The following is a 25,352-nucleotide window of genomic DNA, read 5'->3' as shown; positions in this document are numbered from 1 at the left end:
AGGGCGCAGCTTGACGCAATATCTACAATCGTACGATAAAAACCGCCAGCGTATCGGCGTCCTCGTTGACGCTTACGATATCACGCGGACACGGCGGATTAATGCGGACTATTCGTTAACGTTTTCAGTGCCGATGACGTCCGCCGACTACCGCGAAAAGCTTCCGCTCAAGGGTCACGTCATGGATGAGCGCGGCCAGTATTACGTCATTAACTCGCGGCAACGGACGCGAGACGGCCGCAAGCTGACCGCTCAAATTTCGTGCTCACACGTAATGTTCAAGCTCGCGGATTACAAATTTCCGTACGCATCCTACATTGACGAAGCCTACGGCATCCATATCACGCAATTAACAGCGCTTATCCAGTCCGTAACGGGCGGGCGCTTCGTTTTCTCCGTTGACGATACGTTCGACCTCGTAGACGTCAAGGACTTCGGGCGCGGAAACTGCTTGGAGGCGCTTAACTACGTTATTAACGCGTTCGGAGCCGAAGTCGATCCGGATAACTTTACGCTGCATCTCCGTAAACGAACCGGCAACGCATCGGCGGCCCTACAGTATCGCGTCGGCAAAAATATCGTAAGCTCAACGCTCACGGACAGCGGGGAATCGCTGTGTACTCGGCTGTTCGCGGAGATGAAAGATTCGCGCACATGGATCGGTCAGCCTGCGTCGATATTGACTGCGGAGGAGCGTGCGCGGCTTGAAGCGATACCGGGCGCGATCGTTAACGGAGTCCTACAGGTGAACTACCTTGTCTCCCCGTACGCGTCCGTATGGACCAGCGATAGCGTGCCGTTTTATGACGATGTGCTTTCGGAGCAGGACGTTACCGATCCGCTGAAACTGCTCGAAGCAGCGCGGAAGAGGTTGGCCGAGCGGGATGTGCCGGCGTTGGAGGTATCCGTTAGCGCGGCGGACTTATTCAAGCTGGACAAAACGGAGCCTGCGCCGGGCCTCGGCGATACCGTTACGCTGATTGACCCGGACATGGAGCTGAGCGGAATAACCGCGCGAATAACGGAATTGACGGAGTATCCGTACGCTCGCGACCAACACTCGCAGGTAACGGTAGCTAACGTCATGCGACGGGACTATGCTCAGATTATTGCGGACTTGGAGGCGGGGCGGCGAGCGGTTGAGTCCGTATTCAGCGGCGGCCGTATCCGGGCGGAAGCGTTCGAGGAGTTTGCGCGTCTGGCCGTCAACGAAGTCAACGCAAGTAAAACGCAGGTCAAGTACGATACGCGCGGAATCGTTCTGCAATCGACGGCGGATGCGGACGACCTCGTACTCTTAACTTCGAACGGTATCGTTATCTCAACGGACGGAGGAGCAACGGCCCGTACCGCGATTACCGCGAACGGCATAGCAGCGGAACAGGTTATCGGCCAGTTCGGTAATTTCGTGTCAATGCTGATCGGCTCCGGAAACAACGTTACGCAGATCAACACGAACGGAATCGCGGCCGGACACTCGGACTTTAACAGCGCACCGTTCCGCGTTGATATGCAAGGTAACGTAACGGCGAACCGCCTGACCGCGAACTCTGCGAATATCTTCTCGTCCAACTTCACGAACGGCGCTATAACCGGCTCGTCGATTAACGTCGGTAACGGAGTCTTTACGGTGGACTCGTCCGGCAACATGCGGGCGACAAGCGGAGAGTTTAGCGGATTTATCAGCGCGTCGTCAATTACGGGTACGAACATAAGCGGCGGTACGATTACGGGTGCTGCAATTCAGACCGCTACGTCGACACGTAAAATCGTCTTGAATGCGGACGGCTTACGCTCGTTTGACGGTAGCGGAACCCGGCGCATTTCAATCGATACGAATGACGGATTCGGCACGCAGGAGCTACGCTTCTACGGAGCGACCGGCGGTAAGAGCGGCGTGGTCAGCGGAAGTGATGGCCGCCTGAATGTAGCGGCATCGTCCGGGCTCCTTGTACTCGCGGGTCCGACGGTCGTACTCGGCGGGGAAGCAAACGTAGAGGACTTCCCGATTACGCATACGGTAGCGGTCGGGTCTGGCGTTAGTGCGTTCGACTTTAACGGTGTGCCGGTCGCTAACTTTACCGCACTCGATGCGCTGGCGGGCGATGTATCGACGCTATCAGCCGCTCTTAGCAACAAGGCCGACCGCTCAATCGCAGCGACAAATATTACGTTTGACCCGTCGACACGCAACCTCAAGATGTTCAGCGCAACCGGGGCGCAGTTGGCTATCGTAAACATACCGGCGTAAAGAAAGGACGTAATGAAATGAAAGCACGCGCACTACTCGAATGCACAATTGATACCGCTAATCCCGCCGCTGAACTGTCCGCAACCATTAGCGCGGTGCTGGCGGTTTTGCCGACGGAGGGGCAGCGCCTATCCGTTCTACGGTCGCTCGATGACGAGATTGGCCGAGCGCTCGCGGATTACGAAACGGAGGGGGCCGCTTAATGACGGAGGCTGACGTATTGAAATATTTCTTAACGCAGGGACCGTTCGCGGTCCTTTTCGTTTGGCTGCTCATCTACGTGATGAAGACGAATAGCAAACGCGAGGGACGCCTGCAGGACCTACTCGATAAGTTTAGCGATAAGTACGACGTAATCATCGGAGAGCTGCGGGAAATGAAAGAACGTTTTCCGCGCGGAAAGGAGTAACGATATGAATTACCGCAAGGACTATATTCCGAAGACGACAGCGTGTAATCGGCGGCCGGGCCTCGCTATGACCGCGCAAACTATCACGATACACAACACGGGTAATCCGTCAAGTAGCGCCGCCGGCGAGCGCGCATGGTTAGCGAACGGCTCGAACACGCGGCAGGCATCGTTCCACATCGTAATCGACAGCGCAGAGGCAATCGAAGCAATTCCGCTGAATGAGTGCGCTTGGCACGCGGGCGACGGTAGCGGATTGCGCAGCGGAAACCGTACGTCGATCGGCGTTGAAATCTGCGAGAGCGGCGATTACGCGAAGACGCTCGATAACGCGGCTACGCTTGTGGCCGGTATGTTAAAAGAGCGCGGCTGGGGCGTTGACCGACTGCGCCGACACTACGATTGGTCCGGCAAAGTCTGCCCGCGCTTAATGTATGACGGCGGAAAGTGGACGGGATGGGCGGAGTTTAAGGCGAAGGTTGACGCTATATTAAATGTGAAGGAGATCGATGACGACGTGAAAGTCGATAAGGCCAACGTTAAGATTAACGGCGTGAAGTCGAAGGGTGGCGTATTGATTGACGGGACGGTGTACGTTCCGCTGCGTGAGGTTGCGGATAAGCTTGGAGCGGCTATTGCGTGGGATAACGTTAGCAAGACGGCAAGCGTAACGACAATTAAAGCGAAAGCTAAAGGAGCGAAATAATAATGAAGAAACGTTTATTGAATCCGGTATTTATCGCAGCGGTGGCAGGCCTGACGTATCAACTACTCGTTAAGTACGGAGTGGCTCCGGAGGCCGGCGTGTATCAGTCGGCGGTTGATATCGTGACGTACGCGCTGATTGGCGTAGGTATTTATAAGACATTCCCGGCGGAAGAGGGCACGAAGTAAAACGAAGTGAATAAAAGAAGCGCAGTTCTCGCGGAAATTAATCCGTTGAGGGCTGCGCTTTTTTGCGTTTATTGAAGCCCGTACTGCGCCTTAGAAACGACCTTACCGTCCGTATATGTAATTATTGCGTTAGCTCCTAAATCGCCTATGCCTTCGTAAGAGTATACCTGTGTTCCGTATCCTTCTGATAGAAGCTCGCCCGTGCCGCCTACTATTTTCACCACGTCATATAGCCGCATCCCTTCCTTAATACTTAAAAAGTCGGCCATCGTCATTTTTGCGTTGTCGTCTACTGGTATCCAGTCGCTTGTATCTGTCGGTTGCGTTATCTCAGGAGTAGGAGAGGGGACGAGAGGAAAGTCACCTTTTCGCACATCTAAATTCTGCAATTTTTCCTCCATGCTAATTCCTTCTATAAACTCAATGGCCGATTTTGCTGCTTTGGCCTCTTTCGTCCCCGGATAACTATTTAGTATCTGATAAAACATTTTCCGAGCGGTTAACGGCTTGCCCTCGTTAAGTTCGGTTTTAGCACTACGGAATAACTCGTCAGGCGGGAGGGAAGGTTCGGGCGAGGGCGACGGAGTTATAATCGGCTTTGTCGAAGGGGAGGGGCTAGACGTTGGTATCGCTTGTTCTGTGGCGGGCCTACATCCGGCAAAGAGTATGAAAGCTACGAGCGCAAGTATACTACGTTTCATGTTATCTCCTTTAGTTTTACAATGTTTCTAATATTATACGAAGAAAGGTTGTTTCAGTGTCAATGACATTTCCAGATTATGCCGCCGAATTAGCCGGCGTAAGATACTCGCTATCATACCGCCAGCCAACGAACACGTCCGTAATCTTCTCGACCGCGCTATCTAACGCTACCGGATCGAGCGCCCAATGTGTAGGCCCGCCGTTAACCGCGACGCTCACTGCCCGGCGCTCCGAAAGCGTGAGTCCTGCGCAATTCACCGCGCGCTGAAAGTCCGCCAGAAGAACGACAAGCTCTCCGCTACCTCTCGCCAAGCGATCGGCCGCCAGCGTGTCGTATTCAACGAGTACCCGGCGCACCGTTTGCGCATCCTCCATACGAAACTTCTCGTCAAATGCCCGTTGTACTTTCTCCGTATCGATTTTACATGCGCCCATATTTACGCCGCCTCCGTTTTCGTAGTAGATTCGATCCAAATCGTAATACTGTCGCGGGTGTCCACCTGAACTTCAGCCATTACGCTCAGCTCCCTTCGAGTTGCTCCGCGCTCTCGATAACCGCTTGAACCTCCGTAGTAAGCGGGAAATGGCGCGCAATCTTGAAGCGCAATCTGTCTGTTACCTTCCGCTTTCCCGTTTCGGCCATCGCGACCGAAGATAGGCTCGTTCCAAGGCACTGCGAAAATTCCTGCTGCGTCAGTCCGTAAGCCAGTCTAATAGCGCGCATTTCTTTTCCATTCATTTCGATTCCTCCGATTCTGTATTCTCACATTAAGGCGAAATAAAAAAGAACCCATACGGGCTCTCTCATTTCTTCCTTCATATAAATATGTACGCAAAAGTAGGAATCTTACGGTTAAAAGTATCCGGTTATCACATTGCTAATTCAACAGGAGGGTCAATCAGAGCGGGCGGACCACGGTATTTACTTTATCTATTCACTCGTAGTTACTCGGTTTACACGTATAGGGCGGAGCATATATCGGAGGCCCCAAAAGGGGTTACGTAGTATATAACGTAATTTTCGACATGCTTGTGGCAGGCAAAATCAATTATTTTGTGTCTGTTTTATGAACGGTAGCGACGAAGCCATTTTCGAAATTGGCAGTCGTCTGAAAGACGTAAGACTAAATAGCTGTGATATTAAATGAAACGTTCTAAATGAGTAAAGGAAAAGGCATAGTGTGCAGAAGAATCCGCATTTACTATGCCTTTTCCGTCTTTTTTTATTCTTGTGATTTATATTCATCTAGCGAATTTGTGAGTGAGGTGTTAATTTCATCAACAAAATCGTATAACCTAGGCATGAAGTCGTCATAAAGAATATGATACTTAATGGCAAGGTGTTGATAAACTTTGTTGTCTATTAATGGTTGCGGGCAAAAAGGTTCCGGACTATCGACGTTACATAATTGAAATAGAACGTAGTTAAAGAGTTGAAGTTCATCTAAAACTTCCTGAAACAGTTTCGGGTACGCTGTTGTTACATTTCCGTATGCATTCAGCGGGATATCTCCATTTATCGTAGGAGTAAAGAACGTTGAGATTGCAGAATTGAAAGATGAATGAAGTGATTCGGAAAAAAACTCATGTTGTCGCTTTCTTCTTTCATCAAAGAACTTAATTTGGGCTGTGGCGTCACCCAGCTTATTCAAAAGTCGGTGTATTTTAGGTTTAATATGCTTTTGCTTTGCGTTCTTTATCCAAAATTGGTTGTTATCGTAAAGTTCATTTAGATTTCCATATTTGTTCAAAAAGTCGCTATCTATGAGACACACGTATAGCATATCAAATGCTTCAGTCAAAGGTCTAAATAAGCACTTAAATACATCAGGAAGTCCTGAGTGAATCGCTTTTCTTATTCCAACTAATAGAGTCGTGACCTTGGAGATAAGGACTAGGTAAGTTATTTGTACTGGACGAGCGTTTTCAAGTGTATCTCGTATTTCAATAACAAGCCGAAGTCCAACATCATAAAGAGAAAGGAAGTCATCTAGCTCTGCTTCCCGTATCGTAGATAGTACGTCACTTTCAGTCTCCTTCAGAATAAAGTCAAAATCAAGGCGAGGGTCAAGAGAACTTTCTGTGAAGAAAAGTGCATCTAATAGATTTGATTTTTCAAATAGTTTGTTGCTCATAAGCTCCCCCATTCCAGGTAGATACTATATATTGTATTTATATGTGAATTATAACTCTATATAGAGTGTGTGAGTATACCTATTTTTGAATTTTTTTTGCCTGCAATGTACGTCTACCTTTCTATTTGTTAAACCGTCGCTTACCGCGTTTCTTTTCGTTTCCACTATCAATCAAGTTGGTCACTGGCGATGCCTTGTCGTGCTGTTCGCGCAAGTCCGTTCCCGTGTATTTAACGTAAACTTGCGTCATATTTAGTGAGGTGTGCCCGAGAATACGCGCAAGGGCCATTGGATCACCCCCACCGCGCAGGAATTTTACAGCGAAATAATGACGAAATGTGTGCGCTGATACTCGCGGGCCTGAAACGCCGACTCGGTTAGCGTACAACTTTAACATTTTACCGAAAGTGTCCCCGAGGTAGCGCTCCCCAAACTGCGTTAACCAAACGTAATCACCCGGCCCCACATCCATATAAGCGATAAGCTTTTCGAGTTCCTTTAGCGTTCGCTGAGATACCGGAACGACGCGTGTAGTATTCGTTTTAGCGATTTCGGCGCGAACGACAATCTGACGTAGTTTAAAGTCTATATCGTACACGCGCAGATTGGTCAGTTCTTTAATGCGTAGACCGCAGTCGCAAAGAACGAGCATCATGCAGTAATCCCTCCGGCCCGTATATACCCGTTTGTTTGGTGCGCTCAGTAGCCGAAGTACGTCGTCATCAGTGAATACTTCGAACGTATCTTTTTCCTCTGCCTGGTAGCTGACCGCGTTCATTGGTGAATAGGTGATGATACGTTCTCTTACGAGGTAATTAAAGAAAATCCGCATGTTCCGTATGACGTTGTTAACAGTACGCGGTGATAGCCCCTTTTCACCGTTAGGACTCGTCGGATGGTCGTCCCATTTCGTTTTGTTAAACGTTAGGTATTCGATATACTCCCGCAGGACTTCGGTTGTAATTTCACTATAGCTTCCTGCTTCGTACCATTTCCGAAACTGCTCAAGTACCTGCGCATAGGCTTCGAGCGTTTTTGGTGAGCGCTTCTCAATCCGCTTGGAATCAAGAAACTGCGGGACATGCTTGTCCAGCGCCACCTTTACGCCTTTTTTACCTCTCGTTACAAACGAAAACTTCGCTTCCTTCTTCGTCATTTATCCGCGTCTCCTTTAGCGATAAAGTTTCGCTAAACGTTCCGATAAAGGTGCGCGCAGTTTATTGCAATAGCGACAAGTTCACGTCCAACTTTCCGCGTCGTTGTGCGGTTTTCTGGCGTTGACGTCCGGGACCAATAGCGAGTTTATCGCGATGGTGGCAGACAAGCTGCGGATCGAGCATAAGGTGTCTTGAAAGGGTAAGGATCAGTGATACGCTTAGGGATTGGTGGGTTTAACGGATAATTTGGTTGAAAATAATTTTGCCTATAAATATTTTTTGAGCATTTGGAAACGAATAACTATCTAATTGATTAATACTATAAATTCATTCCTCTATTGAGTGCGGAAAAAATCAATGGAGGGATGATTTTTTTATCCTTAAAAAGTAGATTTAACCAACACTCAAAACGAACCGTTGAGCAAAAAGTTTATTCTACCCCGTCCAATCCGTACATTGGAATGTCCAAAGAATAGCTTAGTTCATCATTATGGGGCTAACCAATCGACATCAATAAAACAACCACAGCGAATGATACATTTGAACAATGGGTTAATTTTTTTATGTCATCATTCTCTTGCATTTGTTTTGCCCTTTTCGTTCGTCTTTAGACGGGTATATTAACAGGATTTTTATGAATCATCTACTAGAATATTTCTAGGAGGTGTTTCTATGAAGAGAGATAAGGGAGGTAAGAAAATGTCTCCAACTGCGCTTGCAAAAATAGCAGAAAAAAAGAAACAATTAACCGAAGAAAAAAGAAGTCAAATGGTTAAGGCTGGAGGATCAATTAAAACAAGAAATGTTATTGATGCTCAAGAGATTTGCCGGGAAGTTAGAGGTAAATAATAATGCCTTTATCTGAAATTGATTTTGGGAAAAGCATTGTACCTCTTATTGAGGGGGAAGATGCTTTTTTTGTTGATACAAATGTTTTAGTAGCTTATTTTTATGAAAAGGACATAAAGCATTGGAGCCTGTGGTGTAACGGGGATATGGATAGGTGGAGATCTTTAGATAAGAGGATAAGATTCAGGTGAAGAACATAAAATAGCCCACCAGAATTGGAAGCAACTGCCTCTGCATAGAGGAAGCGGCTTCTATCTGGTACTCTTCTTTATTTGAGGCGCATGCTAGCAACTTTCACAGTGCTCCGGTCTTCTTTTTGTCAGCACGTCTTCGATAATTTCTATAAATTCGGGAGATGCCTTCGCCTGTACCGCCAATTCATAGATGTTAAATAGCTGTTCATCGGTTAACATTTCAAGTGAGGAGGGGCGCGGAGAAGGAGTAAAATGATAGTCCATTAGATTCCTCCATAAGTTAATTAGTTTCTTGAAAATACATCCTTTCCAAATGGTACCATCTATCCCTCTCCTTGTCTTCCCTGATTCTCCCTCTCAATTTCTCTTTACAAATGATGGATAATATGTAATAATAGTTGTTCTTCTTAAAGCAGCTGTATATTAAAAAAGCAGTACGATAAATTGACCAGCAATTTGTCGCGCTGCTTTTTAATTGGGTGAAACGGTTATTCTTACGGGTTTTTGTCTACCGCTGCCAGGAATCTTTGGATGCGTCTTTCGTTTGCCTCCGAAACTGTTGCGAATTGTTCTCCCGATTGGAAGAGCACAATCTTGCGACTAGCATCGTAGTCGTTAATATTATTCATATTGACGACATTGCTGCGGTCAAGACGCTCAAATCCCCGACTTCCATAAGCGGCAAACAGGTCAGACAAAGTTGTGGGGAGAACAAACTCGCCTTCTTTCGTATGGACGAATATTGTATTCTTGTAATTGGAGAAATACAATATATCTTCCTCTTTGACTTCAAGGGAGGAACCGTCTTTTAGTAGAACACGCATGTTTTCCCCATCCTTAATCGATTACTTGCGCAGTTCTTGCGGGATTTCAGGGCTGTTTAGGCCTATTTTCATTACGGAAGCAAAGAAACGCGCAGAAGCGGAAAGAGCAGAAGAGGCATGTTTTGCGACAGTTTTTCTCATGATCATAACCTCCTTTCCCAGGGTATAATGGTTAAAGACTGAATGAAAAATGCTAAAGCCATATTAGAAGATTCAATCCAGAAGTTGAAGCAGACCAGCAAAATCGAAACGCATTTAAGGTAAGGGAACCATTTTACTGGAATTTGAGCATTTTTATCCGGATTGGGAGCAAAAAGAATCATCATAATCAGAGATACGGCATTCATGGTCCAAAGAATAGTCCCGCTAACCGCAAAAAAATAAGGAGTGAAGGAATAGATCAAGGTAGAGGCTATATTACAGGCAGTAGCTGTCTTTAGATGAAAGCCTCCTGAACATAATCGCAATAGGTTAAAACATAGCATAAAAGTTAGTGTCGCTTCAAAATTGCCTAATAACCAGCCAATCAATGAAGATACGGCAAAAGTAAGAAGAGCGTTCAAAATGATGCCTAGGGAATATTCCATTACTTCAATGGAACTGGTATCTTCTGGATTCGCTCGTTTAATAGCAACAGCGATTTTATTGGCCAAGGTGCTCAGAATATATCACCACGATCCTTTTTGTTGGAGAAATACAAATAACCAATTAATACGGTGCCATAAAACAAAGGAACCAGAAAAGCAAACTGATATAAATATTTCAGGAAATACATCATTAAGAATAAACAGGCAACAGATGGAACAGATAAGGAGAATAATATGATATCTCGTTTGTTAATTATGAGTCTAGCATCGGGTTTATCGGGTATATAATCAAAGCCTTTTCTTTTTTTGCCAATATAATAGCCTATAAATATAACAACTGAGTCAGTTATTAATTGCATCAGAAATATTCCAGTAGAGACGATGGGGAAATCCAGTTGATAAATCCCGGTGATATTTATGACAATATAGATTAGTGATTGTATCAACATAAAAGCCTGCAGAGCTGTGCCGGCCATAATAGTAGCGTAAAAGATATGTATCCGAAACAGCATCCATAAAAAGCAGACGAAAAAAACAAATTGCATGAAAACATCCAGATATGCGTAGCCATGCTCTACTCTGATTACGTATGAGAGGAAAGTCATGATTAAACTTGCGAAGATAATTTCTTTTAGATAAAGATCAATCTTAAAAAGCTTCAAAGCAAGATAAAAGAGTGAAGCAGTATCCAAAACCGAAAAAAACACGTAAAAAATAAAATTAATCAATTCAGACACGCTCCAAGTGTGCAAACTCTCATTTCCTAATTCTTGAAATTAGTATAGCGAATAATATACAATTCAACAACAGATAATTACACTTTCCACCAAATATTTCTTTTTATTTTAAAATCGAGAGGAGATTTGTTATGAATCAGCGTCTGTTAAGCGAGGAATATGACGAAAGTTACGAAAAGTATCTTAAATTGGTGCCGGAAAAGGGAGAGCTTGCCGATGTGCTGCTGGAACAATCGAAGACTGCGTTCGCCTTGTTTGAAGGATTGACCGAGGAGCAGGGGAGTTACCGGTATGCCCCGGAGAAATGGAGCATCAAGCAGCTGCTAGGTCATTTGACCGACAGTGACCGGATTTTCGCCTATCGTGTGCTGCGGATATCAAGGGGAGATCAGACGCCGCTTCCCGGGTATGATGAGAATGATTTTGTGAATGCAGCCGGGTTTGATTCCTATTCGCTGGAGGAGTTGACCCGGCAATTTAAAGCCTCGCGCCAATCGACGCTGGCTTTGATTGCGGCCATTCCGGAAGAAGCGTGGACCCGCAAAGGCTCCTCGAACGGCCATCCTATTACGGCAAGGGCGCAGGCCTGCCTGCTGATCGGTCATGAGCTGCATCATCTGAGCATCATCAAGGAACGCTACCTGGTATAATCTGAATTTCTCATAGATATCAATAGCTTTATTATTCGTGTAACGGATGCTTCCCTAAAGGAAAGTATCCGTTTCTTTTTGCTTGCATAAACATGACATACAAATAACATATACCTATAAAATAGTGCGCCTTGCATAATGAAACACCTCGAAAATTGTCGAATTGAACAATTAAATGTAATGTTAGTTGACCTAGTTCTTGGCTTCATGTACATTTTGCTTACACAAACGAAGTGATATTTATCACACTTTACATCGAATTCAGTGTCAAAGCATGCACAGGAAATCGATTTCCTGAGGGAATCGGCAGCTTGTTTTCATCAATGCATGTTGGGAAACCGGTTTCCTGAATGTGGGAAGTTCGTCGCTAATTCGGCTGGTCGCTTCTTTGCTGCGAAGGGTTGGAGGGAGTCATGAATATCACGATAAGAGATGTAGCCATGAGAGCTAATGTGTCACCGGCCACCGTATCACGGGTTCTCAATCAGAGTAAACCAGTCAGCAAAGCGGTAAGGGAGAAAGTCATGAGGGTTGTGGAAGAGCTGAATTTCAATCCCAACTCTGTTGCTCGCAGTCTCGCCATGAAGGAAAGCAAGTTGATCGGTGTGGTCATTCCAAACATTGACAGTGTATTTCTTTCAAAGTTTGTAAACATCATAGAAGAGGAATTCTTTAAGCACAATTATACGACGCTGCTCTGCAATACAAGACGCGATGATGATGTTGAGAAGGATTATTTAAGGCTCTTAAAAGACAAGTATGTGGATGGTGTAGTGCTGATGACCTCTCATCCCAAGCCGCATCAAATTGAGTTTTTCGAGCAGGAAGACATTCCTGTGGTATTTGCCGGGCATACCGACACGACCGAGCAATTCTCGTCTGTGAATATTGATAATTATCAGGCTATGTATGATGCGGCCCGGTATTTGCTAGAGAACGGTCATCGAAGAATCGCTTTTTTTGGCGGCCCTTTTATCTATCGTCAAGCAGTGGAAAGGTTGTCCGGTTACAAGCAAGCGCTGGCTGACTACGGAGTCAAGTACGAAGAATCGCTTGTTTTTGCAAATGATTATGATATCGAACACGGCTTTGAGAACGGCATCCAGTTGTTCCAAAGAGCGGACAGGCCAACAGCTGTATGCTGTGTGAGTGATATGGTCGCTGTCGGCGCGATAAAGGCGGCGGAAATGAGCGGGCTCAGGGTTCCCGAAGATATTTCGATTATGGGCTTCGATGATATCCGCTTGGCGAAAGCTTACCGTCCCGGTATTACGACAATCCGGCAGCCGATTCATGAGCTCAGCGTTCAGGCGGCAGAAATGCTGCTTAAGCAAATCAAGCACAAAGATGAGTATATCAAGGAAACGAGGATTCTTTCCCATGAAATTATCGTAAGGGGGAGTTGCATGGCAGTGAATGGCTGATGCTGAGTTAGTATAACTGGTTCTGGAAAGGATACGTACACACACGCTTCAACTGCATCGCAGGTTTTTAAAACGACTGATTATTTTATACAGAGGGGTAGATTATCCATGAAAAAGAAGCTGGGCGCTGTATTGCTTTCTACATTAATGATGTTCACGCTGGCTGCTTGCGGCGGAAATGCGAGCACGAATTCAGCTAATCCAACCAGTAATACGGGAGGCACGCCTGCAAATACCGCTGAGCCTGCCGCGAACGAAGAGCTGAAGCCCGAACCAGGGGCGGAATTAAGATTTTGGACGTTTACCACTGACCTGAAGCCATTCACAGACTACGCACTGAAGGAATTCGAACAGAAGTATAACATCAAGGTCACGGTTGAAGATGTAGGCTACTGGGATAGCATTGGCCGGTTGTCAACCGACGGGCCGGCCGGCGTAGGCGCCGACGTGTTCGGTCTTCAGACCCCCGATGTAGCGAATGCGGCCCAATCCGGCCTCATACTGCCGAACGACTATTTTGAAGAAGAGACGAAAAGCATCAATAAGCCGGACACGATCGCTGCGGCTACCCATGACGGCATTCTGTACGGTTATCCCTGGAATGTGTACACGTTCAGCCTTTACTACAATAAAGATCTCGTTAAAGATGCGAAGCTTGAGACATGGGATGATATCATCGCCTTCTCTAAGAAATTCAATGATGTAAAGAACAACAAGTATGGCTTCTTGTATGAACCGAAAACCTCTGCATTTGACGTTGCCTTCATGACCGGTTATGGCGGATACATCTTCGGCAACAACGAAACCGATGTCAATGATATCGGAATTAATAACGAAGGCTCCGTCAAAGGGCTGAAGTTCATTCAATCGCTTCGCGAGATTATGCCGCTTGCATTGGCTGATGCTACGAACAACCTGAAGGAAGGCTTGTGGGGACAAGGCAAGCTCGCGATTAATATGGACGGGAGCTGGGCAATTGGCGAGCATAGCAAGCAGCCGTTTCCTGTAGGTGTGCTTCCAATGCCGAAGCTGCCGGGCGGAGAGAATGCGATGCCGCTTGCGGGAAGCACCGGATACTATGTAAGCTCCTATACCAAATATCCGAACGCGGCGAAAATTTTCGCGAACTTCATTACAACGAAGGAAATGCAAATTAAAAACAATGAGCTGACCGGCGCTCTTCCTGCCGCGAATATCACCGGAACCGAACAGGGCATACGTAATGATGAGCTGACTCAGGGCTTCCTTAAACAGATTGCAAGCAGCCACAGATTCCCGGGCCTGTTTGAAACCCAGTATGTATGGCCGGCGCTGGATGCCGCTGTAGCTGAAGTGTGGAATGGCGGGGACCCCAAGGCTGCTCTGGACAAGGCTGCGGACAAATTAAAGAGCAATATCGCTAACCAGAAATAAGGTTGAATGTTGGAAAGGGCAGGCGGTCACCCGTTTGGTTAAGGGTGGCCGCAGTTTATTAAAGGAGGTTAAAGGGTGATGCAGGAGCTCATAGCGAAGCAGAGCAAATCCGGAGCAACCAAATCCTACAGCACAATCGCCACGATCTTATCGGTGCTGGCCATGGGCTTGGGACAATTGTATAATCGCCAGTTTATGAAGGGTATTATTTTGCTGGCGGTTCATGCGATTACGTTGTATACCGTTATTTTTAAGCTGCCTCATGCGGTATGGGGACTTACAACCCTTGGTGAAACACAGACTCAGCTCAAAAAAGTGGGCAGGCTTTATCAGCAAGTCATGGGGGACCATTCCGTGTTCCTGATGATTGAAGGTCTAGTGACGATATTCGCCGTAATCCTTCTGCTATGGATTTACGTGCTGAATATCAAGGACTCCTACCGGACCGGCAAATTGCGGGAACAAGGAGGGGTTCCCAATACCTTCAGACAGACGGTCAGCTTTGTGCTGTCCTACCGTTTCCCTTATCTGATCCTTGCGCTTCCGCTGGCTGGCGTCTTCTTCTTTACGATTATGCCGATCGTATTCATGATTTTGATTGCCTTTACCGACTACACCTCCAAGAATATGCCTCCGGCGCATCTGCTGAATTGGACGGGCTTTGATGCCTTCAGGGACGTCTTCCAGCTGAAAGGATGGAGCACCACCTTTTACAAAGTTACGCTCTGGACCTTCCTATGGGCGATTCTGGCGACGCTCACCGGTTATTTCGGCGGATTTGGAGCCGCGCTGCTCGTACAGCAAAAACGGATTCGGTTTAAATCGTTCTGGCGCACGCTGTTCATTCTTCCATACGCCATTCCGATGTTTGTCTCGATGCTGATTCTGCAAAATATGTTTAACGGCCAGTTCGGACCGGTTAACCAATACCTTGAGCTTATGGGCTTCGACCGAATTCCGTGGCTGTCCGACCCGACCTGGGCCAAGGTCACGCTCGTTATTGCGAATTTCTGGGTAGCTTTTCCGGTATCCATGCTTATGATTATCGGAATTATGTCAACGATCCCTAAAGATATGTATGAAGCGGCCGATATTGACGGCGCGAGTTCTTTTCAGAAGACCCGGCTCATTACCTTTCCCAGCGTTATGTATTCGATGGCGCCGCTGATTATCATGTCTTTCGTGGGCAATATGAATAATTTCAATGTGATTTTCCTGCTGACGAATGGCAATCCGATCAATAGCGACCTCCAGTTTGCCGGGGATACCGATATTCTGATCACTTGGCTCTATAAGCTTTCCATGGGCTATGGACAGTACAACTACGCATCCGTCATTGGCATTATTATCTTTATTATTCTGTCCGTGTTCGCGATTTGGAATGTTCGCCGGACCAAGACATTTAAGGAGGACACCTCATCATGAGCCGCAAACTAAGAGGATCAGTCTGGCTGTCAATCAGTTATGTGCTGCTTGCTGTTATCGGTGTCTTCTCCGTATATCCCGCTCTTTGGGTGGTTATGTCTTCCTTCCGGACAGGCAACTCGTTATTCAGCGAAACGCTATTTCCGACAGCCTTTACGTTAGAGCACTATGCGAATCTGTTTAACAAATATGACTTTGCCCTGTGGTATACCAATACCTTGAAGATTGCCCTGACTACTACTGTTATCGGCACTGTTCTGACGCTGCTTCCCGGCTATGCGTTCTCAATCTTCCGGTTTACCGGACGGAAAACGATGATGAGCACATTGATGGTGCTGGGCTTGTTCCCCGGATTTATGAGTATGATCGCCATATTCATTCTGCTGAATCTGCTGAACCTGTTGAACACGCATTTAGCGGTCATTCTCGTCTATACGGCGGGAGCGCCTCTGTTCTTTCTCTTTGCCAAGAGCTACTTCGACACGATTCCCAAAAGCCTGGTGGAAGCGGCGCGTATTGACGGGGCAGGCCACTTAAGCATCTTCTTCCGGATTGTCATGCCGCTGTCCACGCCGCTGATTGTGTATACGGCGCTGAGTATTTTTGCCGGCTCGTTCACCGATTTCCTCTTTGCCAAGCTCGTGCTGCGAACGCCGGAGACGAAGACGCTGGCTGTTGGGCTATTCGATATGATCAGTGCACGGCAGGCTACGGACTTTACCAGTTTTGCGGCCGGATGTGTGCTCATTGCGGTTCCGATTACGTTCTTGTTCATCCTGCTGCAGCGTCTGCTGACGGAAGGGTTAACGGCTGGCGCCGAGAAGGGATAAGAGCCGAAGAAGATTTTTGTTGACACTGTTTTTGTGTGATGTTAGGATACTTAAAAATACATGTTATGATAAATGTCATTGCAATCTTGTATAAGCTCATTAATCGGGTGTGGGCGTTTCTACAGGCAACCTTAATTGCCACAGGCTACAAGAGGAAGCAGAGCCAGGAATTCGCTTTTTCGGGTAAAAGATGTTTGCGCCCCGGCAAAGGCGTTTCGGCTGCTCCCTTTTGTTCCTGTGGCTATTTGCTTATCCGTTTAGATTACCCGAAGAACGAAAAATTGGATGTAAAGCGAGGTCACACACAATGATTAAAGATCAAGTATTGGCAAATGATTGGATATCGGTAGCTTATTCCCAGGATATTGGAACTGAACCGGTGCCTATTACTGTTTTGGAAGAGAGGATCGTTCTTTTTAGAACCCGGGAAGGGGTACACGCTTTTAAGGATTTATGTATTCACCGGGGGGCGTCGCTGTCATTGGGTAAAGTGGTGGATGATTGTATCGTATGTCCCTATCACGGCTGGAAATATGATGCGGAGGGAAAATGCGTTAGAATCCCCCAACAGCCCGCAGAGCAGACGATTCCGCCAAAGGCAAAAGCGATTGCTTATCCATGTGCGGAGAAATACGGCGTGATCTGGGTAAAGCTTGACGGGGACGATTCGGAGACTCCGGTTCCTTTTTATGAGGAATATGAGGACCCTTCCTTTAGAACGGTTCATGCCGAACCGTATATCCTGCACGCGGCCGCGCCGAGAGTCGTTGAAAATTTTCTGGATGCGAGCCATTTGGCATTTGTCCACGACGGACTATTGGGTGACTCCGCCTTTCCGGAAATCCCTGATTACGGTGTGAACTGGAAGGAGAACCGGTACGTTTCCGACGAGATTCCCGTTTATGCCGATGCGGACGGTTCGGGTAATTATGCGACGATCTATTATACCTTTGAAATTCTGCGCCCGATGACCGCAAGGCTGAAAAAAGTAAACTATACCAACAATCAGATTCTTTCGATGTTATTTACGGTACTTCCGCATGCAGAGAGGGAAACGACGGTGTTCGCACTGGTCACCAGAAATTATGCGCTGGATCAACCGGATGAATATTTCCGGGATTTTCAGAAGAAGGTTATTGAACAAGACGCAGGGATTGTGGAAAGTCAGAAACCGGAGGAGCTTCCTCTTGATTTACAAGCGGAACTTCATCTGAAAGCGGACAGGGTCAGCATTGCTTACCGGCGTTGGCTGGGAGAGCTTGGTGTGACCTACGGAAGCGATGTTACGGGTGTCAAGAAGTGATAGAAATATAATTTCACAACATTAGTCAGATTTTATTACAGGAGGATGTTACATTGTGAGTAAAGATCAATTATCTGTTGAACCGGTGGATATCGTCATTATCGGCGGTGGCCCGGCCGGAATGTTTGCCGCCTTTTACGGCGGAATCCGTCAAGCCTCCGTTAAAATAATCGAGAGCATGCCCCAACTGGGGGGACAGCTTGCCGCCCTTTATCCGGAAAAATATATATACGATGTGGCCGGATTTCCGAAGGTAACGGCTCAAGAGCTCGTCAATTCGCTGCAGCGGCAGCTGGATCACTTCTCGCCGGAAGTTTGCCTGGAGGAGAAAGTGGTCGAATTGATCAAGCTGGAGGAGCGGCTGTTCGAGATCCGTACGAACAAGGCGGTACACTTTGCGCGCTCAGTCCTCATTACCGCCGGTGTCGGCGCGTTTGAGCCCCGCCGTCTGGAGCTGCCGGAAGCGGCAAAATACGAGAAGAAAAATCTGCACTATTTTATCAGTGATCTGCATCAGTTCAAAGGGCAAAAGGTGCTGATCAGCGGTGGGGGCGACTCTGCGGTCGACTGGGCGCTCATGCTGGAGCCGATTGCGGAAAGTGTGACGCTCATCCACCGCCGGGACAAATTCCGGGCACATGAGCACAGCGTGGAAAGGCTGATGAAATCAACCGTAAATGTTCAGGTTCCAATGGAAATCGCGGCGATTGAGGGGGAAGACGTGATCGAGAGAGCTACCCTGCGCAACGTAAAAACGAAAGAAACCATGAATCTTGACGTCGACGCCGTCATTGTCAACTTCGGATTCATCTCTTCACTTGGACCGATCAGCGAGTGGGGGCTGGACATTGTGAACGGCTCTATTGTCGTCGACTCCCGGATGGAGACGAGCATTCCGGGCATCTTCGCCGCGGGCGACGTGACGACCTATCCCGGTAAAATCAAGCTGATTGCCGTCGGATTCGGTGAAGCCCCAACCGCTGTCAACAACGCCAAGGTGTATATCGACCCGAACGCCAAGCTGTCACCTGGCCACAGCAGCAATATGAAGCTGTAATTGATATAAAGGCCGTGATTCTCTACGAATAGTAGAAAGTCACGGCCTTTTTAAGTTTTTCATCCGGCCCCTGTCGCACCGCTGTCCTGAAAAATGATTTCGCACCGGAGGTTATCCTTTAGCGGATCTTTTGGCTTGGCCGCTTACAGCGGCGGATTCTTATGGCATTTGCGGCATACCGGATAATAGGCTTCGTTCCCGCCGATCTGGATTTGCTTGCCGCTGTAGACAGGCTTCCCGTTCTCGACCCTTAGCGTCATCGTCGCCTTGCGCTCGCAGAACCAGCAGATTGTCTTCATTTCCTCGATTTTATCGGCATAAATCAGCATATACTTGCTGCCCTCGAACAGATTGTTCTGAAAATCATTCTTGAGGCCGAAGGCCATCACCGGAATGTCCAACTCATCAACGATGCGAACCAGTTGGAGAATACTTCCTTTATTCAAAAATTGGCATTCATCGATCAGCACGCAGTGGGGTTTCGGCTGGGCCGCACTCACGATTCCGAAAATATCCATATTATCGTCAATGGCGATAGCCTGTCTGCGGAGCCCGATCCGCGAGGAGACATAGCCGATTTCATCCCGGTTGTCGATGGCCGAGGTGAAAATCTGCACCGACTTGCCTTGTTCTTCATAATTATGAGCAACTTTAAGAATCTCGATCGATTTTCCGCTGTTCATTGACCCGTATTTAAAAAATAACTGTGCCACTGTCCATCTGTCCTTTCTTAAAAGAAGACCTAAAATCCAATATCCGAAAATGCGACCTTAATAGATTAGCACACTCCCAGCCGCCGAGGCCAGCCAAAAAAAGCGCCGTGCTGGTTATTTGTTTAGGCTATCTGTTAATATATCTGTATGGGAACCTGCCGGTCTTTGACAGTGCGGGTTATTTTGCGCGAAGTGAACCGGATGAGTGTGGAAACTATAGAGAAAGGAGCGGATGAGAATGGCGGAGAAGCTTGATTCATATAAGGAACGGATCGCGAAGCTGAAAGAGGATGGCAAGCTGACGGCTGATGCGGAAGCGCTGCTGGAAGAATTGATGATGGGCCTTCTGGAGATGGAGCGGAGCAACAGGGCGCTGCGGAAGGCGGCGGTAAAGGCGGCCGGAGGACAGACGATGTCCAGCCGTCTGCGCGATGCACTGTACGAATAGGAAGAAGCGATTATGGAGGAACGCGGATGTCCATGATTTTTCCTTTTTTGAAAAAATACCGGGTCGCCGCCGGCTTCGCCCTGCTTATGATGCTGGTGGAACTGGCGGTGCAGCTGTCACAGCCTTTGCTGATTTCCAAAATTATTGATGGCGGCATCCGGCAGCGGAATCTTTCCGTGGTCTGGCTGTGGGGCGGCATATTGGCGGCAAGCGCGGCTTTGGCTTTTACCGCCGGCATTCTCAGTTCTTTTTTCGCCTCGCATGCCAGCCAGGGATTCGGGTTCGATCTAAGAGACAAGCTGTACGCGAAGGTGCAGTCTTTATCCTATGAAGCGTTTAACCGCTTTGCCGCGTCCACGCTGATTACGCGCCTGACGGGAGACGTGACGCAGCTGCAGGATATGGTCTTTACGTGCCTGCGGTTTATGTCCCGCATTCCGCTTATGGTGGTTGGCAGCGTCATTATGGGTCTGGTCGTGCAATGGAGGCTTGGGCTTATTCTGGCGGTGACCGTGCCGGTTATGATCGTCTTCCTGTTTATCCTGATGAGAAGATCATCGCGGATGTTCCATACGGTCCAGAGCAAGCTGGACGGAGTGAACAGCGCCTTGCAGGAGAACTTGACCGGTATCCGGCTAATCAGGGTATTTGTGCGGATGGGCCATGAGATTGGACGGTTCGCTGGTTACAGCAAGGATCTTATGCGCAGTACGGTATCTGCGCTGCGGCTTACAGAGTCGACGATGCCCTTCATACTGTTGATGATGAATGGCGGCATTCTGCTGCTGCTGTGGCTGGGCAGGATTCAAATCACAGCAGGGGCAGCCACGCAGGGCCAGACCGTCGCGGTGATCAACTACTCGCTGCGGACCATCGGAGGATTGTCGGCTTTATCCGGGGTTGTGGCAGGCTATTCCAGATTGCTGGCTTCCGGACTTCATACGGGACAATATTCGCTACGGACGGCTGGACGCTTCCGACGAAGAGGTGGAAAGGGCCGCCAGATTGGCCAACGCCCATTCCTTCATCATGCGTCTGCCGGGAGGGTATGACCGGATGCTGTCGGTTGAAGGCGGAGGGATCAGCCAGGGGCAGAAGCAGCTGATTGCCATCGCCAGGGCGATTCTGGCAGATCCGGCCATGCTGGTGCTGGATGAAGCGACCAGCAGCATTGACACGGAAACCGAACTGAAAATTCAGGAAGGTCTCCAATCCTTGATGAAAGGGCGCACCAGCTTTGTCATCGCCCACAGGCTGAATACAATTCGTCAAGCCGATCGTATTCTTGTGCTTCAGGGCGGCAGGCTTGTTCAGCAGGGCAGCCATGAGGAGCTGCTGGACAAGGGCGGGTTATACAGCGAACTGGTTAAGGGCGCAGTGAAGGCATAAGCCATGGCCGTAATCTCCGGTCCTAGACCAACGGGGGCCGGAGATTACGGCTAAATGAGGGGCGAGTAACATCTGCCCCGCGCCGACCCTCACTCGCCCGGATAAGTCTTCCTCAGAAAAGACACCGATTGCTTGATCAGCGCTTCTAACACTTCAACCTTAATATCAGCGATTTTATTAATGTAGACGCAGCCTTTTCCTGCTGTATATTTTCCCAAATCCGCAAGCAAAGCTTCCCGTTCCGGATTATAGGCCGCTAAATAAAGGCTGATCTTGGCCTTTCGTGGCGAAAAACCGGCGAGCGGCGCATCGCCCTCGTGGCCCGTGGCATATTTATAGTGATAGGTTCCGAATCCGATAATGCTCGTTCCCCACATTTTTGCCGGGAATCCGGTCGTTTCCGTAAAAATATCGAGCAGCTTGTACGCGTCCTCACGCTTTTGGGGATGCTCCACGTTTTCAATAAATTCGATAACACTGCTGTCGTTTTCTTTCGTCTTGGGTTCATACATAGCAGAAATTCCTTTCGCAGTCGGACTGGACCCGGCAGCACAGATTAAACGGCTTCTTTCGCTTCCTTCAGCTCGCGGAGAGGGCCGCTTGTCCATTTTTTCCCTAGCTTAATTGAAGGCTTCTCGATGTAATAGTACGACAGGCTGGAAGCCAGAAGCGACGCAGCGATAGCGATGGAGAGCGTCGCCCACATAGGCAGCAGATTGTGGAAAGCGTAAACGCAGGAGAACAGCACCACCGAATGGTAGAGATACAGGCTGTAAGAGATCGCCCCCAAAGATTTGACCGGTTTTTTCTCGAGCAGATTTGAAATCCTGGGTGAAGACAAGGTCGATGTAATCAGGATACACACGCCAACCGCGATTCCCCAATCAGCCGTGAGAGACAGCCAAACCCCGCTAACGGAGAACAACCGTTTGAATACAGCATCGCCGATCCCGGCGTAGGTATACACGAACAGACCGGACAACAATAGAGCATATTTCATTGGAACACTTAAACGCAGCACTTTCGAAATGAGATTTACCCGGTATTTGGCAAGCAGGGCGCCCAGGATAAAGAACGAAATGTAGTGGAGAGTAAAGTAGAGATTGGAGGAGATGGGATGCGAATTTGCCGGATGCGCCAGATTGTTGAGTAGAAGCGCCGTACCCGATAAGAGTATGCCCAGAGCCACATTTGACTTCCAGCCGAATCGCTTGATGAAGAGCATGATGAAGGGGAAGACGAGGGAGACTCGTAGTTCGACGGACAATGACCACAGGACGGGGTCCAATGCGTAATCCTTAAAGCTGCCCAGCAGAATCATATGATCCACAATCAGCCAAAAGGACAAAGGCGTGCTCCATACATCATGAAAAAAAGAGCTGAACCCGGAATGAAGTCCCGGATGATAAAAAGCCAGATAAGCCAAAATCGAGCACCCGACGGCCACGATGTAAGGAATATAGATTCTGCACAGCCTTTTGATAAAAAAATGCGGGATATTCACTTTTTTTCCATCGGAATAAAAGGGCAGCGACAGGACAAATCCGCTTAAGACAAAGAAAAAGATAACCGCTTCATGCCCCGCTTTGAAGATTCGAAGTGGTGTGTAATTTAACGCATCCAGCCACAGCAATCCTGTAAAAATAAAGACAAAATGATGAACGACAACAGTCAGCGCCGCCAGACCTCTTAAAGAGTCCAACTGATGATATCTTATCAACCCAGCACCTCCGCGATATTCATTATTGAAAATATGATCAGGATCAGGAAGCAGGTTTGGAAGGCCGCCTCGGTCCGTCTCTATGCTTCTCCTTGAAGCGGGGTCCGACATAATTCCGCTTGCGGTCCCGGGTCAGAATCCAGCCGCCCAGAAAGCTCATGCCCGCTGCGAACATGACAAGTCCTCCGGCAAAATGAAGCCAGGCGAACAAAGGCGAGGCCGTCTCGTCGCCGTGCATCGCAAGATAGTTGAACAGATCGTCTTTCATCATGAGGAAGCCCTTCATAGCCAGCAGACCAGGCAGCACCAGAATAAGGATGGCAATAAAGCGGGAGAGCAGCAGTTTCATAACCGTTTCCTTCCTCTCTATAACCTTTATCCGGGAATGGGCGGAACGTTGTATTCACTTAATTAACAGCATTTTGCAAAATACTCATATTTATGATAACGCTTCGAATTTTAAATGTCCATGGCGCAAAGGCATTTTGTGATATGGGCAAAAGGGAGTACAATAGAGTGGATTATGCGAATGATGCGTAAAGAACTGGGGGATACGAATTTATGACCATTTCATGTGATGTCGCGGTGCTTGGGGGAGGAACCGGGGGCTATGTAGCGGCAATCCGGGCTGCACAGCTCGGCAAGTCGGTTGTCGTCATCGAACAGGATAAACTGGGCGGGACGTGCCTGCATCGCGGCTGCATTCCAAGCAAGGCGCTGCTGCGCAGCGCGGAGGTTTACGCGGATATTGCAGAAAGCGAAGAATACGGGATTGAAATTTCCGGCGTTAAGCTGGCGTTCGGCAAAGTGCAGCGCCGCAAGGAAGCGGTTGTGGAGCAGCTGCATCAGGGCGTCCAGTATTTGATGCGTAAAAATAAAATTCAGGTGCTTAAAGGTAAGGGGCGGGTGATCGGCCCTTCGATTTTTTCTCCGCGCAGCGGGGCGGTCGCGGTGGAGCTTGAGGACGGCGAGATGGAGACGGTGGTGCCGGTCAACCTGATCATCGCCACCGGGTCGCGCCCCCGGGTCATTCCGGGGCTTGAGCCGGATGGGCAGTATATTCTAAGCAGCGAAGAAGCGCTTCGGATGGAGGAGCTGCCGGCCTCGATGCTGATCGTCGGCGGCGGGGTTATCGGCGTGGAATGGGCGTCGATGCTGGCCGACTTCGGCGTACGGGTCACAGTCGTTGAGGCAGCGGAGCAGCTGCTTCCCCGGGAAGACGCAGAGGTAGCCAGAGAACTGCAGCGCCTGTTGAAAAAACGCGGAGTAACCGTAATGACGGGCGTAACGGTGAATGCTGGCACATGCCAGGTAACCGAAGAAGGCGTCAGCGTTGAAGTGACGAAGGGCGGCAAAACCGAGGTGCTGACCGCCGGCAAGCTGCTGATATCGGTGGGAAGAGAGGCCAATATCTATAATATTGGCCTGGAGAACACGGATATCCGCTTTGATAAGGGCGTCATCGAAGTGAATGCCAATATGCAGACGAACGAGCCGCATATTTATGCGATTGGAGATTGCATCGGGGGACTGCAGCTGGCTCATGCCGCCAGCCATGAAGGCATTATGGCGGTCAATCATCTGGCCGGAGAGCGGCTGCATCCCTACCATACCCACCTCGTCCCGCGCTGCGTATATACGCGGCCGGAGGTGGCGAGCGTAGGGTACACGGAGAAGGAGGCCAAAGAGCTTGGCCACAATGTCGCAACCGGAAAATTTCCGTTCTCGGCGATTGGCAAAGCGCTTGTGTACGGTTCGAAGGACGGCTTCGTGAAGGTTGTCGCCGATAAGACGAGCGGAGACATTCTCGGTGTGCAAATGATCGGGCCTCATGTGACCGATCTGATTGGCGAGGCCGCATTAGCCCAGCTGCTGGATGCGACGCCTTGGGAAATCGGCGAGGCGATCCATGCGCACCCCACGCTCTCTGAAATTGTCGGCGAAGCGATGCTTGCCGTGGACGGCAAGGCCATCGGTATTTGACAGGGGCCGAGGCGAAGGGTGGATGGCTGCCGGGTGAACGCACTTTACACTTTACGGACTTCCGGATGAAGGAAAATCACGTAAAAGTCCTGTAGCGCCCGGATACGGCCGAAGCGGGGGACTGCTTAACCCGGTCCCGCGTCATTGACGCGCAAACGGGCGCTGATCGGCTTTTCTTTTTGAAGTCAAACGCTATATAATAGACTTACACCCGATTAGTACCAGGTTTTAAGATCAGATCAATAAACGGTCTGCCTG

At 48.6% G+C, this 25,352-nt stretch carries 30 protein-coding genes, 1 pseudogene and 1 riboswitch; of the genes and pseudogenes, 18 read left to right on the top strand and 13 right to left on the bottom strand.

The annotated features are described in order from the left end of the window. The first annotated feature begins 10 nt into the window (after nucleotides 1-10). Genes PDUR_RS17425 through PDUR_RS17405 form a run of 5 tightly spaced genes read left to right on the top strand, consistent with a single transcriptional unit; the run spans nucleotide 11 to nucleotide 3,554 of the window. Entirely contained in the window at nucleotides 11-2,251 is a 2,241-nt protein-coding gene (locus PDUR_RS17425; protein WP_042207428.1) for a phage tail protein, read from the top strand. 17 nt (nucleotides 2,252-2,268) lie between these two features. Next, complete coding sequence (locus tag PDUR_RS17420) at nucleotides 2,269-2,454, top strand: hypothetical protein (protein ID WP_042207427.1); 186 nt, start codon at nucleotides 2,269-2,271, stop codon at nucleotides 2,452-2,454. Beyond that, on the top strand, nucleotides 2,454-2,660 hold the full coding sequence (locus PDUR_RS17415) for a BhlA/UviB family holin-like peptide (protein ID WP_042207426.1): 207 nt from the start codon (nucleotides 2,454-2,456) through the stop codon (nucleotides 2,658-2,660). The genes PDUR_RS17420 and PDUR_RS17415 overlap by 1 nt, the downstream gene beginning before the upstream one ends. 4 nt (nucleotides 2,661-2,664) lie before the next feature. Continuing rightward, nucleotides 2,665-3,366 (top strand): N-acetylmuramoyl-L-alanine amidase, encoded by a 702-nt coding sequence (locus tag PDUR_RS17410; RefSeq protein ID WP_042207425.1) that lies wholly within the window; start codon nucleotides 2,665-2,667, stop codon nucleotides 3,364-3,366. 2 nt (nucleotides 3,367-3,368) lie between these two features. After that, the gene (locus PDUR_RS17405; protein WP_042207424.1) at nucleotides 3,369-3,554 is read left to right on the top strand and encodes a hypothetical protein; all 186 of its coding nucleotides are present in this window, start codon (nucleotides 3,369-3,371) and stop codon (nucleotides 3,552-3,554) included. A gap of 68 nt (nucleotides 3,555-3,622) precedes the next feature. On the opposite strand, the gene PDUR_RS27370 is transcribed toward PDUR_RS17405, so the two are convergent. The 5 genes from PDUR_RS27370 to PDUR_RS17380 all read right to left on the bottom strand — a co-directional run bounded on the left by PDUR_RS27370 (nucleotide 3,623) and on the right by PDUR_RS17380 (nucleotide 7,547). After that, on the bottom strand, nucleotides 3,623-4,255 hold the full coding sequence (locus tag PDUR_RS27370) for an outer membrane protein assembly factor BamD (protein WP_052410264.1): 633 nt from the start codon (nucleotides 4,253-4,255) through the stop codon (nucleotides 3,623-3,625). A gap of 76 nt (nucleotides 4,256-4,331) precedes the next feature. After that, complete coding sequence (locus PDUR_RS17395; protein ID WP_042207423.1) at nucleotides 4,332-4,691, bottom strand: hypothetical protein; 360 nt, start codon at nucleotides 4,689-4,691, stop codon at nucleotides 4,332-4,334. Between the two features lie 85 nt (nucleotides 4,692-4,776). Continuing rightward, nucleotides 4,777-4,995 carry a helix-turn-helix transcriptional regulator gene (locus tag PDUR_RS17390; protein ID WP_042207422.1) on the bottom strand — a complete coding sequence of 73 codons (219 nt, stop codon included), beginning with the start codon at nucleotides 4,993-4,995 and terminating at the stop codon, nucleotides 4,777-4,779. Between the two features lie 484 nt (nucleotides 4,996-5,479). Next, nucleotides 5,480-6,391, bottom strand: a complete 912-nt coding sequence (locus PDUR_RS17385; RefSeq protein WP_042207421.1) for a hypothetical protein — start codon at nucleotides 6,389-6,391, stop codon at nucleotides 5,480-5,482. Between the two features lie 121 nt (nucleotides 6,392-6,512). Next, a complete protein-coding gene (locus tag PDUR_RS17380; protein ID WP_042207420.1) occupies nucleotides 6,513-7,547 on the bottom strand; it encodes a tyrosine-type recombinase/integrase in 1,035 nt (344 codons plus the stop codon). Nucleotides 7,548-8,220: 673 nt separating this feature from the next. Here PDUR_RS17380 and PDUR_RS28825 point away from each other — a divergent pair. Next, nucleotides 8,221-8,397: a hypothetical protein gene (locus PDUR_RS28825; RefSeq protein WP_156130487.1), complete on the top strand. Its 177-nt coding sequence runs from the start codon at nucleotides 8,221-8,223 to the stop codon at nucleotides 8,395-8,397. Between the two features lie 2 nt (nucleotides 8,398-8,399). After that, the gene (locus tag PDUR_RS17375; RefSeq protein ID WP_042207419.1) at nucleotides 8,400-8,588 is read left to right on the top strand and encodes a hypothetical protein; all 189 of its coding nucleotides are present in this window, start codon (nucleotides 8,400-8,402) and stop codon (nucleotides 8,586-8,588) included. Nucleotides 8,589-8,681: 93 nt separating this feature from the next. Here PDUR_RS17375 and PDUR_RS28200 read toward each other — a convergent pair whose 3' ends face one another. The 4 genes from PDUR_RS28200 to PDUR_RS17360 form a co-directional block, all read right to left on the bottom strand. After that, nucleotides 8,682-8,855, bottom strand: a complete 174-nt coding sequence (locus PDUR_RS28200) for a sporulation histidine kinase inhibitor Sda (protein WP_081949569.1) — start codon at nucleotides 8,853-8,855, stop codon at nucleotides 8,682-8,684. A gap of 230 nt (nucleotides 8,856-9,085) precedes the next feature. Then, nucleotides 9,086-9,415 (bottom strand): LytTR family DNA-binding domain-containing protein, encoded by a 330-nt coding sequence (locus PDUR_RS17370; protein ID WP_042207418.1) that lies wholly within the window; start codon nucleotides 9,413-9,415, stop codon nucleotides 9,086-9,088. A gap of 143 nt (nucleotides 9,416-9,558) precedes the next feature. Further along, complete coding sequence (locus PDUR_RS17365; RefSeq protein WP_169744919.1) at nucleotides 9,559-10,068, bottom strand: accessory gene regulator ArgB-like protein; 510 nt, start codon at nucleotides 10,066-10,068, stop codon at nucleotides 9,559-9,561. A gap of 5 nt (nucleotides 10,069-10,073) precedes the next feature. Continuing rightward, entirely contained in the window at nucleotides 10,074-10,730 is a 657-nt protein-coding gene (locus PDUR_RS17360; protein ID WP_042207416.1) for a hypothetical protein, read from the bottom strand. 140 nt (nucleotides 10,731-10,870) lie between these two features. Between PDUR_RS17360 and PDUR_RS17355 the strand changes: the two genes are divergently transcribed. From PDUR_RS17355 to PDUR_RS17320, 7 genes are all read left to right on the top strand, one after another. Beyond that, entirely contained in the window at nucleotides 10,871-11,389 is a 519-nt protein-coding gene (locus PDUR_RS17355; RefSeq protein ID WP_042207415.1) for a DinB family protein, read from the top strand. Nucleotides 11,390-11,802: 413 nt separating this feature from the next. Beyond that, nucleotides 11,803-12,813 (top strand): LacI family DNA-binding transcriptional regulator, encoded by a 1,011-nt coding sequence (locus PDUR_RS17350; protein ID WP_042207414.1) that lies wholly within the window; start codon nucleotides 11,803-11,805, stop codon nucleotides 12,811-12,813. Nucleotides 12,814-12,921: 108 nt separating this feature from the next. Further along, the gene (locus PDUR_RS17345) at nucleotides 12,922-14,226 is read left to right on the top strand and encodes a sugar ABC transporter substrate-binding protein (RefSeq protein WP_042207413.1); all 1,305 of its coding nucleotides are present in this window, start codon (nucleotides 12,922-12,924) and stop codon (nucleotides 14,224-14,226) included. A gap of 78 nt (nucleotides 14,227-14,304) precedes the next feature. Then, entirely contained in the window at nucleotides 14,305-15,651 is a 1,347-nt protein-coding gene (locus tag PDUR_RS17340) for a carbohydrate ABC transporter permease (protein ID WP_042207412.1), read from the top strand. Next, nucleotides 15,648-16,481, top strand: coding sequence for a sugar ABC transporter permease (locus PDUR_RS17335; protein WP_042207411.1), 834 nt, complete (start codon nucleotides 15,648-15,650; stop codon nucleotides 16,479-16,481). The genes PDUR_RS17340 and PDUR_RS17335 overlap by 4 nt, the downstream gene beginning before the upstream one ends. Before the next feature lie 66 nt (nucleotides 16,482-16,547). Beyond that, nucleotides 16,548-16,649, top strand: a riboswitch (purine riboswitch). Nucleotides 16,650-16,788: 139 nt separating this feature from the next. Continuing rightward, entirely contained in the window at nucleotides 16,789-17,784 is a 996-nt protein-coding gene (locus PDUR_RS17325) for an aromatic ring-hydroxylating dioxygenase subunit alpha (RefSeq protein WP_042207409.1), read from the top strand. A 55-nt stretch (nucleotides 17,785-17,839) separates the two neighbouring features. Then, a complete protein-coding gene (locus PDUR_RS17320; protein ID WP_042207408.1) occupies nucleotides 17,840-18,841 on the top strand; it encodes an NAD(P)/FAD-dependent oxidoreductase in 1,002 nt (333 codons plus the stop codon). 143 nt (nucleotides 18,842-18,984) lie between these two features. Here PDUR_RS17320 and PDUR_RS17315 read toward each other — a convergent pair whose 3' ends face one another. Beyond that, nucleotides 18,985-19,554 (bottom strand): thymidine kinase, encoded by a 570-nt coding sequence (locus PDUR_RS17315; protein ID WP_042207406.1) that lies wholly within the window; start codon nucleotides 19,552-19,554, stop codon nucleotides 18,985-18,987. A 238-nt stretch (nucleotides 19,555-19,792) separates the two neighbouring features. On the opposite strand from PDUR_RS17315, the gene PDUR_RS17310 reads away from it, so the two are divergent. The 3 genes and pseudogenes from PDUR_RS17310 to PDUR_RS29870 all read left to right on the top strand — a co-directional run. Further along, complete coding sequence (locus tag PDUR_RS17310) at nucleotides 19,793-20,002, top strand: hypothetical protein (RefSeq protein ID WP_042207405.1); 210 nt, start codon at nucleotides 19,793-19,795, stop codon at nucleotides 20,000-20,002. Between the two features lie 26 nt (nucleotides 20,003-20,028). Beyond that, entirely contained in the window at nucleotides 20,029-21,054 is a 1,026-nt protein-coding gene (locus PDUR_RS17305) for an ABC transporter permease (protein ID WP_081949567.1), read from the top strand. Beyond that, nucleotides 20,942-21,391, top strand: a pseudogene (locus tag PDUR_RS29870) (ATP-binding cassette domain-containing protein); the annotation flags it as partial. The gene PDUR_RS17305 and the pseudogene PDUR_RS29870, both read left to right, overlap by 113 nt. A gap of 89 nt (nucleotides 21,392-21,480) precedes the next feature. Here PDUR_RS29870 and PDUR_RS17300 read toward each other — a convergent pair. Genes PDUR_RS17300 through PDUR_RS17290 form a run of 3 tightly spaced genes read right to left on the bottom strand, consistent with a single transcriptional unit; the run spans nucleotide 21,481 to nucleotide 23,460 of the window. Further along, nucleotides 21,481-21,903 (bottom strand): DUF1801 domain-containing protein, encoded by a 423-nt coding sequence (locus PDUR_RS17300; RefSeq protein WP_042207403.1) that lies wholly within the window; start codon nucleotides 21,901-21,903, stop codon nucleotides 21,481-21,483. A 44-nt stretch (nucleotides 21,904-21,947) separates the two neighbouring features. Further along, entirely contained in the window at nucleotides 21,948-23,111 is a 1,164-nt protein-coding gene (locus tag PDUR_RS17295; protein ID WP_042207402.1) for an acyltransferase family protein, read from the bottom strand. 43 nt (nucleotides 23,112-23,154) lie between these two features. Beyond that, nucleotides 23,155-23,460, bottom strand: coding sequence for a DUF2627 domain-containing protein (locus PDUR_RS17290; RefSeq protein ID WP_042207401.1), 306 nt, complete (start codon nucleotides 23,458-23,460; stop codon nucleotides 23,155-23,157). Nucleotides 23,461-23,672: 212 nt separating this feature from the next. Between PDUR_RS17290 and lpdA the strand changes: the two genes are divergently transcribed. Further along, on the top strand, nucleotides 23,673-25,094 hold the full coding sequence (gene lpdA, locus PDUR_RS17285; RefSeq protein ID WP_042207400.1) for a dihydrolipoyl dehydrogenase: 1,422 nt from the start codon (nucleotides 23,673-23,675) through the stop codon (nucleotides 25,092-25,094). Nucleotides 25,095-25,352: the final 258 nt, after the last annotated feature.

Source organism: Paenibacillus durus (assembly GCF_000756615.1).
GTDB classification, from domain to species: domain Bacteria; phylum Bacillota; class Bacilli; order Paenibacillales; family Paenibacillaceae; genus Paenibacillus_AQ; species Paenibacillus_AQ durus.
Note: the sequence above shows the minus strand (reverse complement) of the source record. Positions and strands in the feature narration are given on the sequence as shown.

Excerpts from the sequence above, each read along its gene's own strand:
- PDUR_RS17420 (WP_042207427.1), top strand. The coding sequence starts at position 2,269 with ATGAAAGCACGCGCACTACTCGAATGCACAATTGATACCGCTAATCCC.
- PDUR_RS17415 (WP_042207426.1), top strand. The coding sequence starts at position 2,454 with ATGACGGAGGCTGACGTATTGAAATATTTCTTAACGCAGGGACCGTTC.
- PDUR_RS17410 (WP_042207425.1), top strand. The coding sequence starts at position 2,665 with ATGAATTACCGCAAGGACTATATTCCGAAGACGACAGCGTGTAATCGG.
- PDUR_RS17405 (WP_042207424.1), top strand. The coding sequence starts at position 3,369 with ATGAAGAAACGTTTATTGAATCCGGTATTTATCGCAGCGGTGGCAGGC.
- PDUR_RS27370 (WP_052410264.1), bottom strand. The coding sequence starts at position 4,255 with ATGAAACGTAGTATACTTGCGCTCGTAGCTTTCATACTCTTTGCCGGA.
- PDUR_RS17395 (WP_042207423.1), bottom strand. The coding sequence starts at position 4,691 with ATGGGCGCATGTAAAATCGATACGGAGAAAGTACAACGGGCATTTGAC.
- PDUR_RS17390 (WP_042207422.1), bottom strand. The coding sequence starts at position 4,995 with ATGAATGGAAAAGAAATGCGCGCTATTAGACTGGCTTACGGACTGACG.
- PDUR_RS17385 (WP_042207421.1), bottom strand. The coding sequence starts at position 6,391 with ATGAGCAACAAACTATTTGAAAAATCAAATCTATTAGATGCACTTTTC.
- PDUR_RS17380 (WP_042207420.1), bottom strand. The coding sequence starts at position 7,547 with ATGACGAAGAAGGAAGCGAAGTTTTCGTTTGTAACGAGAGGTAAAAAA.
- PDUR_RS28825 (WP_156130487.1), top strand. The coding sequence starts at position 8,221 with ATGAAGAGAGATAAGGGAGGTAAGAAAATGTCTCCAACTGCGCTTGCA.
- PDUR_RS17375 (WP_042207419.1), top strand. The coding sequence starts at position 8,400 with ATGCCTTTATCTGAAATTGATTTTGGGAAAAGCATTGTACCTCTTATT.
- PDUR_RS28200 (WP_081949569.1), bottom strand. The coding sequence starts at position 8,855 with ATGGACTATCATTTTACTCCTTCTCCGCGCCCCTCCTCACTTGAAATG.
- PDUR_RS17370 (WP_042207418.1), bottom strand. The coding sequence starts at position 9,415 with ATGCGTGTTCTACTAAAAGACGGTTCCTCCCTTGAAGTCAAAGAGGAA.
- PDUR_RS17355 (WP_042207415.1), top strand. The coding sequence starts at position 10,871 with ATGAATCAGCGTCTGTTAAGCGAGGAATATGACGAAAGTTACGAAAAG.
- PDUR_RS17350 (WP_042207414.1), top strand. The coding sequence starts at position 11,803 with ATGAATATCACGATAAGAGATGTAGCCATGAGAGCTAATGTGTCACCG.
- PDUR_RS17345 (WP_042207413.1), top strand. The coding sequence starts at position 12,922 with ATGAAAAAGAAGCTGGGCGCTGTATTGCTTTCTACATTAATGATGTTC.
- PDUR_RS17340 (WP_042207412.1), top strand. The coding sequence starts at position 14,305 with ATGCAGGAGCTCATAGCGAAGCAGAGCAAATCCGGAGCAACCAAATCC.
- PDUR_RS17335 (WP_042207411.1), top strand. The coding sequence starts at position 15,648 with ATGAGCCGCAAACTAAGAGGATCAGTCTGGCTGTCAATCAGTTATGTG.
- PDUR_RS17325 (WP_042207409.1), top strand. The coding sequence starts at position 16,789 with ATGATTAAAGATCAAGTATTGGCAAATGATTGGATATCGGTAGCTTAT.
- PDUR_RS17310 (WP_042207405.1), top strand. The coding sequence starts at position 19,793 with ATGGCGGAGAAGCTTGATTCATATAAGGAACGGATCGCGAAGCTGAAA.
- PDUR_RS17305 (WP_081949567.1), top strand. The coding sequence starts at position 20,029 with ATGTCCATGATTTTTCCTTTTTTGAAAAAATACCGGGTCGCCGCCGGC.
- PDUR_RS17300 (WP_042207403.1), bottom strand. The coding sequence starts at position 21,903 with ATGTATGAACCCAAGACGAAAGAAAACGACAGCAGTGTTATCGAATTT.
- PDUR_RS17290 (WP_042207401.1), bottom strand. The coding sequence starts at position 23,460 with ATGAAACTGCTGCTCTCCCGCTTTATTGCCATCCTTATTCTGGTGCTG.
- lpdA (WP_042207400.1), top strand. The coding sequence starts at position 23,673 with ATGACCATTTCATGTGATGTCGCGGTGCTTGGGGGAGGAACCGGGGGC.